9 protein-coding genes are annotated in these 15,935 nt (G+C 66.6%); 8 read left to right on the forward strand and 1 reads right to left on the reverse strand.

Annotated elements, in window-relative coordinates; translation table 11 throughout:
* Positions 1-6 precede the first annotated feature (6 nt).
* On the forward strand, positions 7-729 hold the full coding sequence (locus BST12_RS06950; protein WP_083112362.1) for a TetR/AcrR family transcriptional regulator: 723 nt from the start codon (positions 7-9) through the stop codon (positions 727-729).
* Positions 730-750: 21 nt separating this feature from the next.
* Here BST12_RS06950 and BST12_RS06955 read toward each other — a convergent pair whose 3' ends face one another.
* The gene (locus BST12_RS06955) at positions 751-1,842 is read right to left on the reverse strand and encodes a methyltransferase (RefSeq protein WP_083112395.1); all 1,092 of its coding nucleotides are present in this window, start codon (positions 1,840-1,842) and stop codon (positions 751-753) included.
* A gap of 246 nt (positions 1,843-2,088) precedes the next feature.
* Here BST12_RS06955 and BST12_RS06960 point away from each other — a divergent pair, with 246 nt between their 5' ends.
* The 7 genes from BST12_RS06960 to BST12_RS06990 all read left to right on the forward strand — a co-directional run.
* Complete coding sequence (locus BST12_RS06960) at positions 2,089-4,185, forward strand: PE domain-containing protein (RefSeq protein ID WP_083112363.1); 2,097 nt, start codon at positions 2,089-2,091, stop codon at positions 4,183-4,185.
* A 172-nt stretch (positions 4,186-4,357) separates the two neighbouring features.
* Positions 4,358-5,401 carry a phenylalanine--tRNA ligase subunit alpha gene (gene pheS / locus BST12_RS06965; protein WP_083112364.1) on the forward strand — a complete coding sequence of 348 codons (1,044 nt, stop codon included), beginning with the start codon at positions 4,358-4,360 and terminating at the stop codon, positions 5,399-5,401.
* On the forward strand, positions 5,401-7,896 hold the full coding sequence (gene pheT, locus BST12_RS06970) for a phenylalanine--tRNA ligase subunit beta (protein ID WP_083112365.1): 2,496 nt from the start codon (positions 5,401-5,403) through the stop codon (positions 7,894-7,896). The genes pheS and pheT overlap by 1 nt, the downstream gene beginning before the upstream one ends.
* Before the next feature lie 203 nt (positions 7,897-8,099).
* On the forward strand, positions 8,100-9,596 hold the full coding sequence (locus BST12_RS06975; RefSeq protein WP_083112366.1) for a PE family protein: 1,497 nt from the start codon (positions 8,100-8,102) through the stop codon (positions 9,594-9,596).
* Between the two features lie 173 nt (positions 9,597-9,769).
* On the forward strand, positions 9,770-12,715 hold the full coding sequence (locus tag BST12_RS06980; RefSeq protein ID WP_083112367.1) for an AfsR/SARP family transcriptional regulator: 2,946 nt from the start codon (positions 9,770-9,772) through the stop codon (positions 12,713-12,715).
* Between the two features lie 338 nt (positions 12,716-13,053).
* The gene (locus BST12_RS06985) at positions 13,054-14,892 is read left to right on the forward strand and encodes a PE family protein (RefSeq protein WP_083112368.1); all 1,839 of its coding nucleotides are present in this window, start codon (positions 13,054-13,056) and stop codon (positions 14,890-14,892) included.
* 144 nt (positions 14,893-15,036) lie between these two features.
* On the forward strand, positions 15,037-15,935 hold an 899-nt coding region (locus BST12_RS06990; RefSeq protein WP_139801523.1), incomplete at its 3' end, for a PE family protein.

The raw sequence follows: 15,935 nt of genomic DNA on the forward strand, positions 1-15,935 counted from the left end.
TGATCGGTGGCTGACGTCGAGAACCGGCCCAACCGCCTGCAGTTGCGTAAGCAGCGCACCCGCGCGGCGTTGATCGCGGCCGCGCAGGGGTTCATTGCCGCGGGCAAGTTCAATGTGCCGATTCAGGACATCAGCGAGGCGGCCGATGTTGGTGTCGGCTCGTTCTACAACCATTTCGAGAGCAAAGAAGAACTTTTCGACGCGGCCATCAACGAAGTCCTCGACGCTCATGGGGCGTTGCTTGATGCCTTGACGGCATCAATTGAGGACCCGGCCGAAACGCTGGCGTTTAGTTTTCGGCTGACCGGGCGGATGTTTCGTCAGCCGGAGAGCCGTATTGTGCTCAATCACGGTTTGGCCCTGATCACCGCCGACCGCGGTTTGGGGCCGCGGGCCAAGCGTGATATCGCCGCTGCGGCGGCCGCCGGCAGACTTACTGTGAGCGACCCGCAGCTGGCGATGGCGCTAACCGCGGGCATGATTTTGGCCCTGGGTGAATTGCTGCATGCCGAGCCCGAGCGGGACGCGGCGCAGGCCACCGACGAGGTCGCCGAAGACATGTTGAAGATGTTCGGAATGGTTGCTGAGGAGGCGCACCGATTGTGCTCCATGCCGCTGGACCTGGATGCACTCAGTCAGTTGCAGGCGGTGGCTCAGCCTCCCTCGACTGGCTTGGCCTTGTCCTCGCCTGCGCCGACGGACGTCGACGAGCGCGTCGCTGAAGGGTAGTTCCCGTCGTCGGGCAACGGCCTAGTTCGCTACCGCCTCAATGACGCCGAACGGTGAAACCGTCTCTATCACCCGCGTCATCTGAAGACCTGCGCGGCTCAGGAGTTGCTCGTACTCGGCGGCGGTGCGCTCGCGGGCAGAACCGAGCACCAACATTTCCAGGTCCAGCCACTTGCCCAGGAAATCGCGGTTGTGCTCAGGAATCACTTGCTCGACCAGCAAGACTTTCTTGCCTGCGCCGGCCGCCGCGCGGACGTTGCGCAGGATGCGTACCGCGTCGTCATCGGTCCAGTCATGGATGATGAACTTCAGCACGTAAGCATCACCGCCGCTTGGTATGTCGTCGTCGAAGAACGATCCTTCGGCGATCTGAACCCGGTCAGTGACGTGGTGTTCGGACAGTACCGATGAGGCTCCGGAGACCACTTTCGGCTGGTCGAACAGGATGCCGCGGGCGTGCGGCGCCGCGGTCAGAACCGCGGCCAACAGCCGGCCGTGCCCGCCGCCAACGTCGACCACCGTCGCAAATGCACTGAAGTCGTAGGCGGCGACCACGGGTGCGACGGCGAGTTCGGATGTGCTCGTCATCGCTTGATTGAAGATTGCGGCCAGGTCCGGTTCACTCGACAGGTAGTCGAAGAAGACCTTGCCGCGTAGTTCCTCGACAACGCTATGGCCGGTACGGATCGCTTGCGTCAGCTGGCTCCAGTGCTCGCGTTCCTGCGGAGTGCCGACCCATCTCGCCATTCCGCGCACCGACATTTTTGCGTCACTGCGGAGCGGATCGCCGAGCGGGGTCAGGGCGTAACGACCGTCGCGACGTTGCCGGAAGATGCCGTGTCCAATCAAGGCCCTCATGAGCCGACTGACGGCGTCGGCGTCCGCGCTGACCGCGGCCGCGAGTTCCCGGGCCGACATCGGACCCTTGGCCAGCGCGTCGGCGATGCCGAGGTCTGCGGCCGCGGCGATGGCCTGCGCTGACCACGCCGACAGAATCATTTCCATCAACGCCGCCTGGGGCGGAGCCATGCGCTGACGCAAGCGGGCGAGGTAGTGTCGCGCCGCTTCTACCGGGCGCACCGCCTTAACTGACGAAATCTTCAGTAAGTCCATGGCCGACAGCATGGCAGATTCGGCGCCCGTTGGCGATATCCGATCTGCGCGCCGTCACCTGCCAGCCAAGGCCAGGGCGCAGGGCGGGGTCTGGATAAGCGCCGGGCGAATATTCATCAAATTGCGATTGTGGAATGAGATTCGAATTTATCACCGGCGGTGCAAGCGCAATTTTTACAATTGAAACTCGAATAATTACGTGGCAACGTTATTGCGAAGTGATAAATGGGGCCGGAGGACTGCGAGATGCCTTTTATGATCGCTGATCCGGAGACGCTGTCGGCTGCGGCGGCGAATTTGGAGGACATTGGCTCGGCGTTGAGTGCGGCGAACCTGAGCAGTCCGACGGCGGTGGCCGCGGCAGCCGCCGATGAGGTGTCGACGGCCATCGCGGCGTTGTTCGGCACCTACGCGCAGGACTATCGAGTCCTCAGCGCTCAGGCGGCGTCGTTTCACGCCCGGTTTGTCCGGGCCCTGAGCGCGGGCGCCGGCTGGTACGCGAGCGCGGAAGCGGTCAACGGATCTCTGGTCCAGCAGGTTGAACAACAGGCGCTGAACCTGGTGAATGCACCGGCCAAGGCGGTGCTGGGGCGCCCACTGTTCGGCAACGGGGCGGACGCGACCGTGGCGGGCGGTCGCGGCGCCGACGGCGGGCTGATCTACGGCAACGGCGGCAACGGGGCCGCCGGCGCCGAAGGCCACCCCGGCGGGGCCGGCGGCAACGCTGGGTGGTTCGGAAACGGTGGGGCCGGCGGAGCCGGCGGCGCCGGCGCGCCGGGCGGCAATGGGGGTAGCGGCGGTCAGCTGCTGGGCAATGGCGGCAACGGCGGCCCCGGTGGCCAGGCCGTGGCGGGACTCAACGGCGGTAATCCCGGCCAGGGCGGTCTGGGCGGCACGGCCGGGCCGTTCGGTCACCCGGGGAGCAACGGCCAGGTCGGCGCGAGCGCCGCCGACGTCACGCCCAGCCACCCCCCGGGCGGCACCGACGGCGGGGGCGGAACCGGTACCGGAGGCGGAACGGGCACCGAGGGAGGAACCGGTACCGGGCTGGACGCGACGTACGCGGTGACCTCACAGTGGGACACCGGCTACGTCGCCAAATACACCGTGACCAACTCCGACAGCACGGCCCTGGGCGCCTGGAAACTCGAATTCGACCTGCCGCAAGGACAATCCGTGACCAGCGCGTGGGGCGGTCGGCTCGTCTCGGACGGCACGCACTACACCGTGGCCTCGGAGGCCGGGGCGCAACCCATTGCGCCCGGACAGTCGTTCACCGTTGGTTTCCAGGTGGCGCAAACCGGTACCTATGCGCCGCCGACGAACGCTGTGGTCAACGGACAACCAGTGACCGGCGGCACGACCCCACCGCCGGTGACTCCGCCGGTGGTGCCGCCCGTGACGCCGCCCCCGGTTCCCTCCGGACCGACGACGACCGGGCAGTTCTCGCCCTACGTCGACATGTCGTTGTGGCCGCAGTTCGACTACACCACCGCCACCGGCGCGGGTGGAATCGACCACGTCATGCTCGGCTTCATCGTCAGCGATGCGAATGGCAACCCGTCTTGGGGCACCTACTACGGGCTCAACGACCCCTGGGTGACCAGCGCCATGACCGCATTGCAACACGGCGGAGCCGACGCCACCATCTCCTTCGGCGGCGCCGCCAACCAGGAACTCGCGCTCACCAACACCAGCGTGCAGACATTGACCGCCAAGTACCAGTCGGTGATCGACACCTATGGGATCCACAAACTCGATTTCGACATCGAAGGCGCCGCCCAGGCCGACCTCGGATCACTCACGCGCCGTTCGCAGGCCATTGCCGCGCTGCAGACGGCCGGCACCACCAGCGGGCATCCGGTCGAAGTGACGTTCACCCTTCCCGTGCTGCCGACGGGGCTGACCGCCGACGGGCTGGGGGTGATCACCAACGCCATCACCAACAAGGTGGACATCGGGCACGTGAACGTCATGGCCATGGATTACTACGACCCGAGCCTGCAGTACACCGGGCATATGGGTGACTACGCGATCCAGGCGGCCACGGCCGTCCACGATCAGTTGGTGCCGCTGTATCCGGCGAAGACCGACGCGCAGATCTGGTCGATGATCGACGTGACCCCGATGATCGGCGTCAACGACGACGCGAGCGAAATCTTCACTGTCGCCGACGCGCAGAAGCTGACCGCCTTCGCCCAGCAGAAGGGATTGGGCGGGCTGCACATGTGGTCGGCTGACCGCGACTACTCGGGTCCGGTGGGAGCCCAATCCAACACCAGCAGCGGAGTGGCGCAAAACAACTGGGATTTCTCGCACGCCTTCGAGCAGTTCGAGGCGTGATCCCGGCGGTTCCGCGTCGCCACCGCTGACTTATGATCGGCACTTGCGTCATGCCCGTGCGGCGAATGCACCGCGTGCCGTGATCGAACCGAGCTGGGATTGGCCCTTGCAAGTCCCTTGCAAGGGAGCCGGGCAGCCCGAACAGCCTCGTCAGCAAGGAGAGTGTGGCCGCGTGGGTGATCAACCCGTCGACCTGTCGCCGGATGCGTTGGCCCGGGCGGTCAGCGCCGCGCAGCACGCGATCGCTGGCGCGGACACCCTAGACGCATTGGCCCGGGTCAAGACGGAGTACCTCGGGGATCGCTCGCCGCTGGCGCTGGCACGGCAAGCCCTGGCCGCGCTGCCCAAAGCCGACCGTGCCGATGCGGGCAAGCGGGTCAACCTCGCGCGCGCCGATGCTCAGCGCAGCTACGAAGACCGGTTGGCGACGCTGCGTGCCGAGCGCGACGCGGCGGTGCTGGTGGCCGAAGGCATCGATGTCACCCTGCCGTCCACCCGGCAACCGACCGGCGCGCGGCACCCGATCACGATCTTGGCCGAGCACATCGCCGACACGTTCATCGCCATGGGTTGGGAATTGGCCGAGGGGCCGGAGGTGGAGACCGAGCAGTTCAACTTCGATGCCCTGAACTTCCCGCCCGACCATCCCGCGCGCAGCGAGCAGGACACCTTCTACATCGCGCCCGAGGATTCCCGCCAATTGCTGCGCACGCACACCTCTCCGGTGCAGGTGCGCACCCTGCTGGAGCGCGAGTTGCCGGTGTACGTCATCTCGATCGGCCGGACGTTCCGCACCGACGAACTCGACGCCACCCACACCCCGGTCTTTCATCAGGTTGAGGGTTTGGCCGTGGATCGCGGGCTGACCATGGCCCATTTACGGGGGACACTGGATGCCTTCGCGCGCGCCGAGTTCGGGCCGCTGGCGCGCACCCGGATCCGGCCGCACTTCTTCCCGTTCACCGAGCCCTCCGCCGAGGTCGATGTGTGGTTTGCCAACAAGAAGGGTGGGGCCGACTGGGTGGAGTGGGGCGGTTGCGGAATGGTGCATCCCAACGTGCTGCGGGCCGCCGGCATTGACCCCGATGTCTACTCCGGCTTCGCCTTCGGGATGGGTCTGGAGCGAACTCTGCAGTTCCGCAACGGCATTCCCGACATGCGCGACATGGTCGAGGGCGACATCCGGTTCTCGCTGCCGTTCGGGGTGGGGGCCTGATGCGCGTTCCCTACAGCTGGCTGCGCGAGGTCGTCGCGGTTGGCGCACCCGAATGGGACGTTGCGCCAGCCGATCTCGAGCAGGCGTTGGTGCGCATCGGCCACGAGGTCGAAGCGGTGAGCACGCTCGGTCCGGTCGAGGGTCCGCTGACGGTTGGGCGGGTCACCGCGATCGATGAGCTCACCGGCTTCAAGAAACCGATCCTAGCCTGCCTGGTCGACATCGGCGACGGCAAGCAGCATGAAATCGTTTGCGGTGCAACCAATTTCAAGGTTGACGACTTAGTTGTCGTGGCTCTGCCCGGTACCGTACTGCCCGGCGGTTTCACCATCACGGCCCGCAAGACTTACGGCCGCAATTCCGACGGGATGATCTGCTCGGCGGCCGAACTCGGTTTGGGCGCAGACCATTCCGGCATCCTGGTGCTGCCGGACGGGACGGCGGAACCCGGCGCGTCCGGCATCGACGTGCTGGGCCTCGACGACGTGGTCTTTCACCTGGCGATCACGCCGGACCGCGGTTACGGCATGTCGGTTCGGGGTCTGGCCCGCGAAATCGCCTGCGCCTATGACCTGGACTTCGTGGATCCGGCCAGCAGTCAGGTGGTGCCGCCGTTACCGATACAGGGCGAGGCGTGGGCACTGACGGTGCGGCCCGAAACCGGGGTGCGCCGTTTTGCGCTGCGCCCGGTGACCGGGATTGATCCGGCCGCCGTGTCGCCGTGGTGGTTGCAGCGCAGACTACTGCTGTGCGGCATCCGGGCTACGTCACCGGCAGTGGACGTGACCAACTACGTGATGCTGGAACTGGGTCACCCGATGCACGCCCACGACCGCAACCGCATCACCGGTGGCTTTGGTGTGCGGTTCGCCCAGCCGGGCGAAACCGTTGTCACCCTCGACGACATCGAGCGCAAACTCGATCCCGCCGACGTCCTCATCGTCGATGACGCCGCGACAGCGGCGATCGGCGGCGTGATGGGCGCGGCCAGCACCGAGGTGCGCGCCGATTCCACCGACGTCCTGCTGGAGGCAGCGGTTTGGGACGCGGCCGCGGTGTCGCGAACTCAGCGCCGGCTGCATCTGCCCAGTGAGGCCGCCCGTCGATACGAGCGGGGAGTGGACCCAGCCGTTTCGGTGGTGGCCCTGGACCGGTGTGCCGCCCTGCTTGCCGATATCGCCGGCGGCTCGGTCGACCCGACCTTGACCGACTGGCGGGGTGACCCGCCGCGCGACGACTGGTCGATGCCGCCGATCGCGATAGCCGCCGACTTGCCGGACCGCGTCGCCGGGGTGGCGTACCCGTCGGGCACGGCCGCACGTCGACTGGTCCAAATCGGTTGTGCCGTAACGCAAGACGGCGCCAGCTTGGCGGTGACCCCGCCCAGCTGGCGACCCGATCTGCGGCAACCCGCCGATCTCGTCGAAGAGGTGCTGCGGCTCGAGGGACTGGAAGCGGTTCCCTCGGTGCTGCCGTCGGCGCCCGCTGGCCGCGGACTTACCCCGGTGCAAAAACGCCGTCGCGCGATCGGCAGATCGCTGGCGCAGTCCGGCTACGTCGAAATCCTGCCCACCCCGTTTCTGCCCGCCGGTGTCTTCGACCTGTGGGGCCTGCCGGCCGATGATCCGCGGCGCAGCACTACCGATGTGCTCAACCCGCTGGAGGCCGACCGGCCGCAGCTGGCCACCACGCTGTTGCCCGCATTGCTGGAAGCGTTGACACGCAACGTCTCCCGCGGACTCGTCGATGTCGCGTTGTATGCCATTGCCCAGGTGGTCCGTCCCACCGACCGCACTCGGGCCGTCGAGCTGATTCCGGTGCATCGCAGGCCCACCGATGCCGAAGTCGCCCTGTTGGACGAGTCGCTACCGCACCAGCCTCAGCACGTGGCCGCGGTACTGGCTGGGCTGCGCGAACCGCGCGGTCCGTGGGGTCCGGGCCGGGCGGTAGAGGCGTGGGACGCTATCGAAGCGGTGCGAAACATCGCCCGCGCCAGCGGAATCGACGTGACGCTCAGGCCGGCCCAATACCTGCCGTGGCATCCGGGGCGATGTGCCGAGGTCTTCGTCGGCGAAACCTCCGTCGGCCATGCCGGCCAATTACACCCCGCCGTGATCGAGCGCTCCGGCCTGCCCAAGGGAACCTGTGCGATCGAGCTGAACCTGAACGGAATTCCCATCGGCGAGGTGTTGCCGGCGCCGCGGGTGTCGCCGTTCCCGGCGGTGTTCCAGGACGTCAGCCTGGTTGTGTCCGCTGACGTTCCGGCTCAATCGGTGGCCGACGCTGTTCGCGAAGGGGCCGGCGACCTGCTCGAGCACCTCGAGCTGTTCGACGTTTTCGTGGGCCCACAGATCGGCGAGCACCGTAAGTCGCTGACCTTCGCCCTGCGGTTCCGTGCGCCGGACCGCACGTTGACCGAAGACGACGCAAGCGCGGCTCGCGATGCCGCCGTGCAACGTGCGGCCGAGCGCGTGGGCGCCGTTCTGCGCGGCTGAACTACACCACGCTGTAGCGGCCCGGGAATAAATTCAGTTACGGCCATGTTCTGCCTGTTCAGGTCCAAATTCTGACTATCTCTGCCAGAAGCCGTAGGGCGTACTGGCAATTTGCTGGGAATTAGACGTATGTACAACAGCAGTATTAGATTCATCTCGGGATGACCACCGGTCATTTTCGGGGATGAATCAGGGAGATTGATATGTCATTTGTGATCGCGGCGCCGGACCTCGTCGAGGCGGCAGCCCAGGATCTAGCCAGCATTCGATCGGCGCTGCACCAGGCCGCGGCGACGGCAGCCGGCCCGACCACCGGACTTGTAGCAGCGGGCGCCGACGAGGTGTCTCTGGCGATTTCGCAGCTGTTCGGTGCGCACGGTCAGGAATTCCAGGCGCTCAGCGCCCAGGCCACGGCGTTTCACGACGAGTTCGTGAACATGCTGAACGCCGGAGCTGCCGCATACAGCAACGCTGAGGCCACCGGCACGCAGTTGCTGGCGAGCGCGGTGAACGCGCCCGCCGAGGCGCTGTTCGGGCAGCCGTTGTTCGGCGGCGCGGCTGCTGCCACCGGCCTCAACACCCTCGCCGGCGAGGTGGCAGCGCCGTACCAGACGCTGTTGGCGAACACCACCGCCAACCTGCAGAGCCTCAACAGCGCCGTGCACGCGAACCCGGCGCCGTTCCTGCAGCAGTTGGTCCACAACCAGATCGGCTATGGCCAGGCGATCGCCGCGTCGGTGCAGAACACCGTCGCCAACCTGCCTGCGGTGCTGGCCGACCTGCCGTCGGGGGTGCAGGGGGCCTTCCAGTCGCTGCTGACAGCAAACCCGGGCGCCCTCATCAACCAGGTCGCAACCAACCAGGCTGGTTTCGCCCACACGATCTCGTCGGCGCTGCACAGCGCAGGCCAGGATCTCAACGCCGGACTGCCCACCTTCCAGGACGGTTTGCAGACCGCGTTCCAGCAGTTTTCGGCGGGCAATGTCACCGGCGCAATGGATACCGTGGGCGCCGGCCTGGTCAATCTGCTGCTTCCCGGTTTCGATGTGACGACGGGCGCGAATGCTGTCTTGTCGATCACGCCGATAGGCCCGGTGGGCGACCTATTGCCGATCTTCGCCATACCCGGGCAGATGGCGCAGAACTTCACCAACCTGCTGCCGGCCGGATCCATCCCAGCGATGGTGTCGCAGAACTTCACCAACTTGGTGCAGACGGCGACGAACACTTCGGTCACCTCGACGCTGGAGCTGGTCTTCGATCCGAGCGCTCCGACCGGCATCGGAGTGGCGATCAACGCCAACATGGGCTTGCCGCTGGCGCTGGGTATCGATGCACTCGGCGGGCCGGTCAACGCGCTGAACGCGTTGGGCAGCAGCACAAGCGCGTTCGTCAACGCGGTGCAGACCGGAGACACGCTGGGCGCCGCCACGGCTTTCCTCAACGCTCCGGCGGCCGTCGCGGACGGGTTCCTCAACGGGCAGACGACGTTCCCGCTGACCATCGACGCACTGGGCATCCCGACCACGCTCAACCTGCCGTTGGACGGAATTCTGGTGCCGCCGGGGCCCTACACGGCAACGATTCCGCTGCTTGGTACGGACGCCGTCGTCAGCGGCACGCCGCTCGGTGGGATCGTGCCCGCGTTGTTGGGCTTCCTGCCCGAACAGCTTGCGGAGGCCATCGGCGCGGCTGCCTAGTCGAACGGCGAGGTTGCGGACCGGGCGGCTTGGCACGCAGCGGGGAGCCGCCGCCCGGTCTCGCATTGCAAACCACGGGCCCGAAGTGGCCGAACCATTCCGGCGGGCGTCGTATGCTACCTAGTACTGCTAGCTAGTGCCATGTTTGCTGTGCGCCTTTGCGGAGGGTGTGGATGACCGTCGAGTTCCGCCTGCTCGGCGACGTCGAAGCCCTAGTCGACGGAGTGCGGCTGGACATCGGCCACGCCCGGCAACGGTGTGTGCTGGCCGCCCTGCTGGTGGACGCCAACCATCCGATCCCGGCCGAGCAGCTGATCGATCGGGTGTGGTCTGATCGGCCCCCCTACTCCGCGCGCGGTTCGCTGACGAGTTATCTCTCCCGGCTGCGAAGCCTGCTCGCCCCCGTCGAAGGGGTGAGGATCGCGCGCGGCCCGGGTGGATACGCGCTGATGGCCGACACATCGTCGATCGACCTGCACCGGTTCCGTGAGGTGGTCGCCGAGGCGAGGGATACCGAAGACGCGGTCGCGGCGGCGGCCCTGTTTGATCGTGCGCTGGTGATGTGGACGGGCGAGCCGTTTGCATCCTTGGACACGCCGTGGGTCAACGATCTGCGCGGTGCTCTTGTCGCCGAGCAGCGTTCGGCGTCGTTGGACCGCAATGATGCGGCGCTGCGCGCCGGTCGGCATGCCGAGTTGCTCGTGGAGCTCACCGCGGCGCAGGCCGGCAGCCCGTTGGACGAACGCCTGGCCGGGCAGTTGATGCTGGCCCAGTACCGCGCCGGCAGGCAGGCCGACGCGCTGGACACCTACCGCAAGATGCGCCAGCGTCTGGTCGACGAACTCGGTGTTGAGCCGGGCCCGTCCCTGCGCCAGGTACATCAGCAAATTCTGTCCGGCGACAGCTCGAACGGCGCCGCCGAGAACGGGAAGTCGCCGGATGGTTCGCCGGTGCCGCAGGGGCTGATCTTTCACCGGCCGCGTTCGGGGTTGCTGCGGCGCGCCACCAGCTTCGTCGGCCACGCGCAGGAGGTCGCGCGCATCGTCGACGCATTGCGCGCCGGACCGCTGGTAACGCTGACCGGGGTGGGCGGTGTCGGTAAGACGCGGCTGGCTATTGAGGTCGCCCGGCACGAGCAAGAGCAGTTCAGCGACGGTGTGTCGATTTGTGAGCTGGCACCGGTGGAACACGGCAATGCCATCGGGCATACCATCGCGGCGGCCCTGCGATTGCGCCAGCAGGCCCGCCTGGACATCGAGGAATCGGTGATCGAATACCTGCGGTCGCGCGAGGTGCTGCTGGTCGTCGACAACTGCGAACATGTGCTGGATGCGGCGGCGGGATTGCTGGAGCGCATCGTGCAGCACTGCCCCGGGATAACGGTGCTGGCGACCAGCCGGCAACCGCTGGGCGTCGAGGGCGAACGAATCGTGGTTCTGCCGCCGCTGCCGGTGGAGGATGCCACGCGGTTGTTCGCCGACCGGGCCCGCGCCAGCCGGCCGGATTTCAACCTCGAGCAGCAGCCGAAGGGCGCGGTGGCCGAGATCTGCCGGCGGGTCGACTGCTTGCCGTTGGGCGTGGAATTGGCCGCCGCACGGATGCGGGTGATGAGCACCTTGGATGTGGTCCGGCGGCTGGACGGCCTGGGTATCTCGCGGGGCGGAATGCGCGCTGCCGTACCCCGCCACCAGAGCCTGACGGCGACCATCGATTGGTCATATCGAATGCTCACCGAGCCCGAGCAAGCCTTGTTCGCGCGGCTTTCGGTCTTCGCCGGTTCCTTCGACCTCGATGCCGCGCACGGCGTTTGCGGAGCCGGCGCCGCCGAAGACGGTTCTGAGCTCGAGGACACGCTCGAATTGCTCGTCGGTCTGGTCGACAAGTCGATGGTCGTCGTGCGCAGCGTCGCCGACCGCACCCGATACGGCGTCCTGGAAACGCTGCGCGCTTACGGCCGGGATCGCTTGCAGGAGCAGGGGATTGACCGGCAATTGATCAAGCAGCATGCCGCCTACTTCACCCAGCTCGCCGAGCGCGCCGCCGTCGGACTGCATACCGCCGAGGAGCGGGAATGGGTCGAGCGGATGCTGCCGGACTACGACAACCTGCGAACGGCGTTCGAGCACGCGATGGCCGACGACGACGTCGATCTGGCTTTGCGGTTGGTCGCCGCGAACACCGAGTTGGTTGGCGTTCGCGTCGGCTATGAACTGGGCGACTGGGCCGAACGTGCCGTCGCCGTCGCCGATCCGGACCATCCGCTGTTCGCCGCGGTAGTGGGTGCCGCCGCCCGGGTCGCCTGGGTTCGCGGCGATTTCACTCGTGCCCGACGCCTGGTGAACCTGGCCGAAGGGCGGGTGCCCGGGCGCGGCACCGCCCGAGTTGCCTACCCCGAGGACGTGCTCGCCGACGTGGTCCTCTTCGAGGGTGACGCGAGCGGTTTCCTCGCGTATTGGGACAAGGAGGTCACGCTCGCGCGTGGCAACGACGACCCGATCCGGCTGGTGCACACGATCTGCGTGCTTGCCACTTGTCAGGTGGTGCTGGGCAATCCCGACACCGCTTTGCCCGCCGCGCAGGAGGCAGTCGAAGTCGCCGACCGGACGGGCAACCCGACGGCGCAATCGACGGCCTACTTCACGCTCGCTTACCTGCTCAAGAAGTCTGAGCCCGAACGCGCGTTGACACTGTTCGATGACGCGGCGCGGCTGGCCGGTGGGGTGCAGAACTTCTGGTGGTATGGCATCGCGCTGATGGAGGCGGCGGCAACGCGTGCCGTACACGGTGATCCGGTACAAGCGGCCGGGCTGTTCGTCGAGGTGCTCGACCATTGGGATCGGGTCGGCGACTGGGCTCAGCAGTGGCTCAGTCTGCGTCACGTCACGAGATTGCTCGCCCGGCTCGGTGCCGACGAAGACGCGGTGTTCCTGCACTACGCCCTGCTGAAGGCGGCTAAGCCGTCACCGCTGCACGCTGACCAGTTGGCGCTGTTGAAGGATCGGTTGGGCGCTGACTGCTTCGACACCTACGCCGCATCCGTGGCCGACGGCAGCGCAGTGGTCGCCAGAGCACGCTCGGGCCTACAGCGCTACGCCGAAGACGCAATGTTCGCGGTGTGATTAAGGCAGGCCACACGAAAATCGGAATCAGCAATGGCTTTGAATTCAATTTCGCGGAACCGCTCCCATTGTGGGCGCGAATGCGGCTCTTGTTCGATTAGTCGTTGCGACCGCAAGGCGCCGGCGGCCTCCGACCCAATGACGAAGTGCCCCAGCGAAATCCACGTCCCGGGCCGTGGAGCGCCGGCGAACCGACGCGGGTGCTGGATGCGACGAGAAATCGCTGCAAATTCGGAGTTTGAAAGAGGTATCCCGGCGGGTATAGGCCGCAGCAATAAGTCCCGTTCTGTCCGGCTCAAGGTTGAGCGGTGGCTGTTGGGTCGAAGAGAGGCTAAAACATGTCATTCGTAATCGCGCCGGAGTTGGTCAGTGCGGCAGCAGGGGATCTCGCGGGAATTGGTTCGTCGCTGGGTGCGGCAACCGCGGCTGCGGCAACACCCACCTCACAGGTCGCGGCGGCGGCCGCCGACGAGGTGTCGGCGGCCATCTCAAGGCTTTTCGGCGCGTACGGACAGGAATTTCAAGCCGCTAATGCTCAGGCCGCGGCGTTTCACGCCGAATTCGTCAAGCTGTTGAACGGCGGGGCGGCCGCTTACCTCACCACCGAATTAGCCAACGCCGAGCGAAATCTGCTGGCTACGTTCAGCGGCAGCACGGCGGCGGCGGCCGCCACCGACCCACTTCTCGGACTTCTCGGCGGCGGCACGACTACCAGCACCGGCGGGCTGGGCGGGATCCTCGGTGGTAGCGGCGGGCTCTTGGACCCCATCGTCTTCGGTGGCACCGGCGGTCTCCTGGGCCCGCTGATCGGCGGCAACGGGGCGCTCACCTCGCTCGTCAGTGGCGGTCCGCTGGGCCCGTTCTTCGCGTCCGCCGGTCAGCAATTCGGCAACGCGATATCGGCGCTGATCAGCGGCAACGGGACAGCACTGCTGGCTAACCCGCTCGCGCCGATTACCGGTACCCTCGTAAGCTTGCCCGTGATCGGGCCGCTGCTGCCGGGTCTGTTGCCGGGGCTGTTCCCGTCGCCCACCGGGGTTGCTCCCACCCCGCCCATCAACCCGTGGTGGCAGCTGTACATCAATACCAGCAGCAACCTGGGCGCCCTTGGCAGTGACTGGGCTGCTGACCCATTCCCGTTCCTGCGCCAGATCCTGGTCAATCAGCAGCACTACGCGCTGCAGCTGGGCAACGATATCAACGTTGCCGTCCAGAACCTCCCCAACGAGATGGCGCACCTGCCGGAGAACATTCAGTTCGGTATCCAAAGCGCCGCGTCCTTCCCTGCGGGCATGTATGCGCAGCAGTTCGTCAGCGGCACGGTGAACGATTGGCAGACGATCAGCACGTCGCTTTCAGCCGCCGGTAGCGACCTTCAGGCGGGGCTGGCCGGCTTCCCGGCAGATATGCAGATTGCGTGGAACGACATTGCGGCCGGTCAGTACAACCTTGCGGTTAATGACGGGACAAAGGCCCTGGTCAATGTGTTCATCACCGGGTTCGACACCCACAACTTGAACGATGTGAGGTTGCTTGGCCCGGTGGCGGACTTGTTCCCGATTCTGGGCATCCCCGGTAAAAACATGGAGGCTCTGGCCACCCTCATGCCCACCGGTTCTATCAATGCTCAGATGACGCACAACGTCGCCAACGTGTTCGGTGCACTCACCGATACGAGTGTCTCGACGACGATTTCTGGAAGCCTGACTCCGCCCGCGTTAGTGCTCGGCGCGAACTTCGGCTTGCCGCTATCGCTGCTATTCGGGGTAGCTGGGGCGCCCGTCGCCGGCCTCGACGGGCTTGCCACCGCCGCGACAGAGATCGGCCACGGCATAGCGACCGGGAACCCGCTAATGGTGATCGGCGGCTTCGGTGACGCTCCCGCCCTCGTCCTGAACGGCTTCCTCAATGGCGAAACGATCGTGGATATGTCGCTGCCGGTGACGTTCAGCCTGCCGATCATCGGGGACCTGAACATACCGGTGGTGGTCCATCTGCCCTACCAAGGTTTGCTTGTTCGGCCGCATGCCATAACGGCGACGGTGCCACTGCAGATTCTTGGGATCGATATCCCGATCAACCTGACACTGGGTGGCACCAAATTCGGCGGACTTCTCCCGGCACTGCTGAACACCGTGCCCCACGATCTCGCGAATGCCATCACACCTGCTGCATAAGCAGCGTTGACGCCGGTCAACTAGCCGCTGCCGGACGCCGCCCGACCGTCGAATTCGTATATGAATTAGGCGCCGATTCCCCAAAACGCGGGTTTGGAGCATACGATCCGCTCGGGGCGTTATCGCGCAGCGGAAGGTCGGGAGATGTCGTTTGTCAGCGCTGTGCCCGAGGTTTTCTCGTCGGCAGCGGCAGATTTGCATGGAATTGCAGTGGCACTGCGAGCGGCCAACGCCGCCGCGGCCGCGTCGACCACTGGAGTCATGGCTGCCGGCGCCGACGAAGTGTCGGAGGCAATCGCGCTGTTGTTCTCCGGGAATGCCCAGGCATATCAGGCGTTGAGCCGGCAGGCGTCGGCGTTGCATGCGGATTTCATTCGGGCGCTAAGCGCCGCGGGAACGGCTTACCAGGCCGCCGAGGCGGCCAACGCTTCACCGATGCAGCAACTACTCGACGTGGTCAACGCCCCCACCCGGGCCATGCTGGGACGCCCGTTGGTCGGTGACGGGGCCAATGGCGCTCTGCCCGGCCAACCCGGTGCTGACGGCGGTTTGCTGTATGGCAACGGCGGCAATGGTGCTGCCGGCGCTGTCGGGCAGGCGGGCGGGGCCGGGGGGAGTGCCGGCCTGATCGGCAACGGCGGAAACGGCGGCGCCGGCGGCGTCGCGCTGCCTGGAGGCGCGGGAGGCGCCGGCGGCAACGGCGGAAATGCCGGGTGGCTGTCCGGTCACGGGGGCCTGGGTGGAAATGGTGGTGCCGGCTTCGTCGGAGCCAACGCGGTTAACCCTCAGCGCGTCGCGAACCCGGCTGCCCCGCCTGTCGTCGCGCACGACGGCGGCGCCGGCGAGATGGGTGAGACCGGCAGCAACGGTGCTGGACTGCAGGGTGGCGCCGGTATCAATGGTGACCCCGGCCAGAACGGAGCGGCCGGGCAAAGCGGCGGCACGGGCGGTCGGGGTGGTGACGGCGGCCAGGGCGGCCCTGGCAATCCCGGCGGCCCCGGCGGTTCGGCCGGCACCGGGGGAACCGGGGGTCAGGGCGGGGC

This window comes from Mycobacterium angelicum (genome assembly GCF_002086155.1).
Classification (GTDB): Bacteria; Actinomycetota; Actinomycetes; order Mycobacteriales; family Mycobacteriaceae; genus Mycobacterium; species Mycobacterium angelicum.

Excerpts from the sequence above, each read along its gene's own strand:
- BST12_RS06985 (WP_083112368.1), top strand. The coding sequence starts at position 13,054 with ATGTCATTCGTAATCGCGCCGGAGTTGGTCAGTGCGGCAGCAGGGGAT.
- BST12_RS06960 (WP_083112363.1), top strand. The coding sequence starts at position 2,089 with ATGCCTTTTATGATCGCTGATCCGGAGACGCTGTCGGCTGCGGCGGCG.
- BST12_RS06955 (WP_083112395.1), bottom strand. The coding sequence starts at position 1,842 with ATGGACTTACTGAAGATTTCGTCAGTTAAGGCGGTGCGCCCGGTAGAA.
- pheT (WP_083112365.1), top strand. The coding sequence starts at position 5,401 with ATGCGCGTTCCCTACAGCTGGCTGCGCGAGGTCGTCGCGGTTGGCGCA.
- BST12_RS06975 (WP_083112366.1), top strand. The coding sequence starts at position 8,100 with ATGTCATTTGTGATCGCGGCGCCGGACCTCGTCGAGGCGGCAGCCCAG.
- BST12_RS06980 (WP_083112367.1), top strand. The coding sequence starts at position 9,770 with ATGACCGTCGAGTTCCGCCTGCTCGGCGACGTCGAAGCCCTAGTCGAC.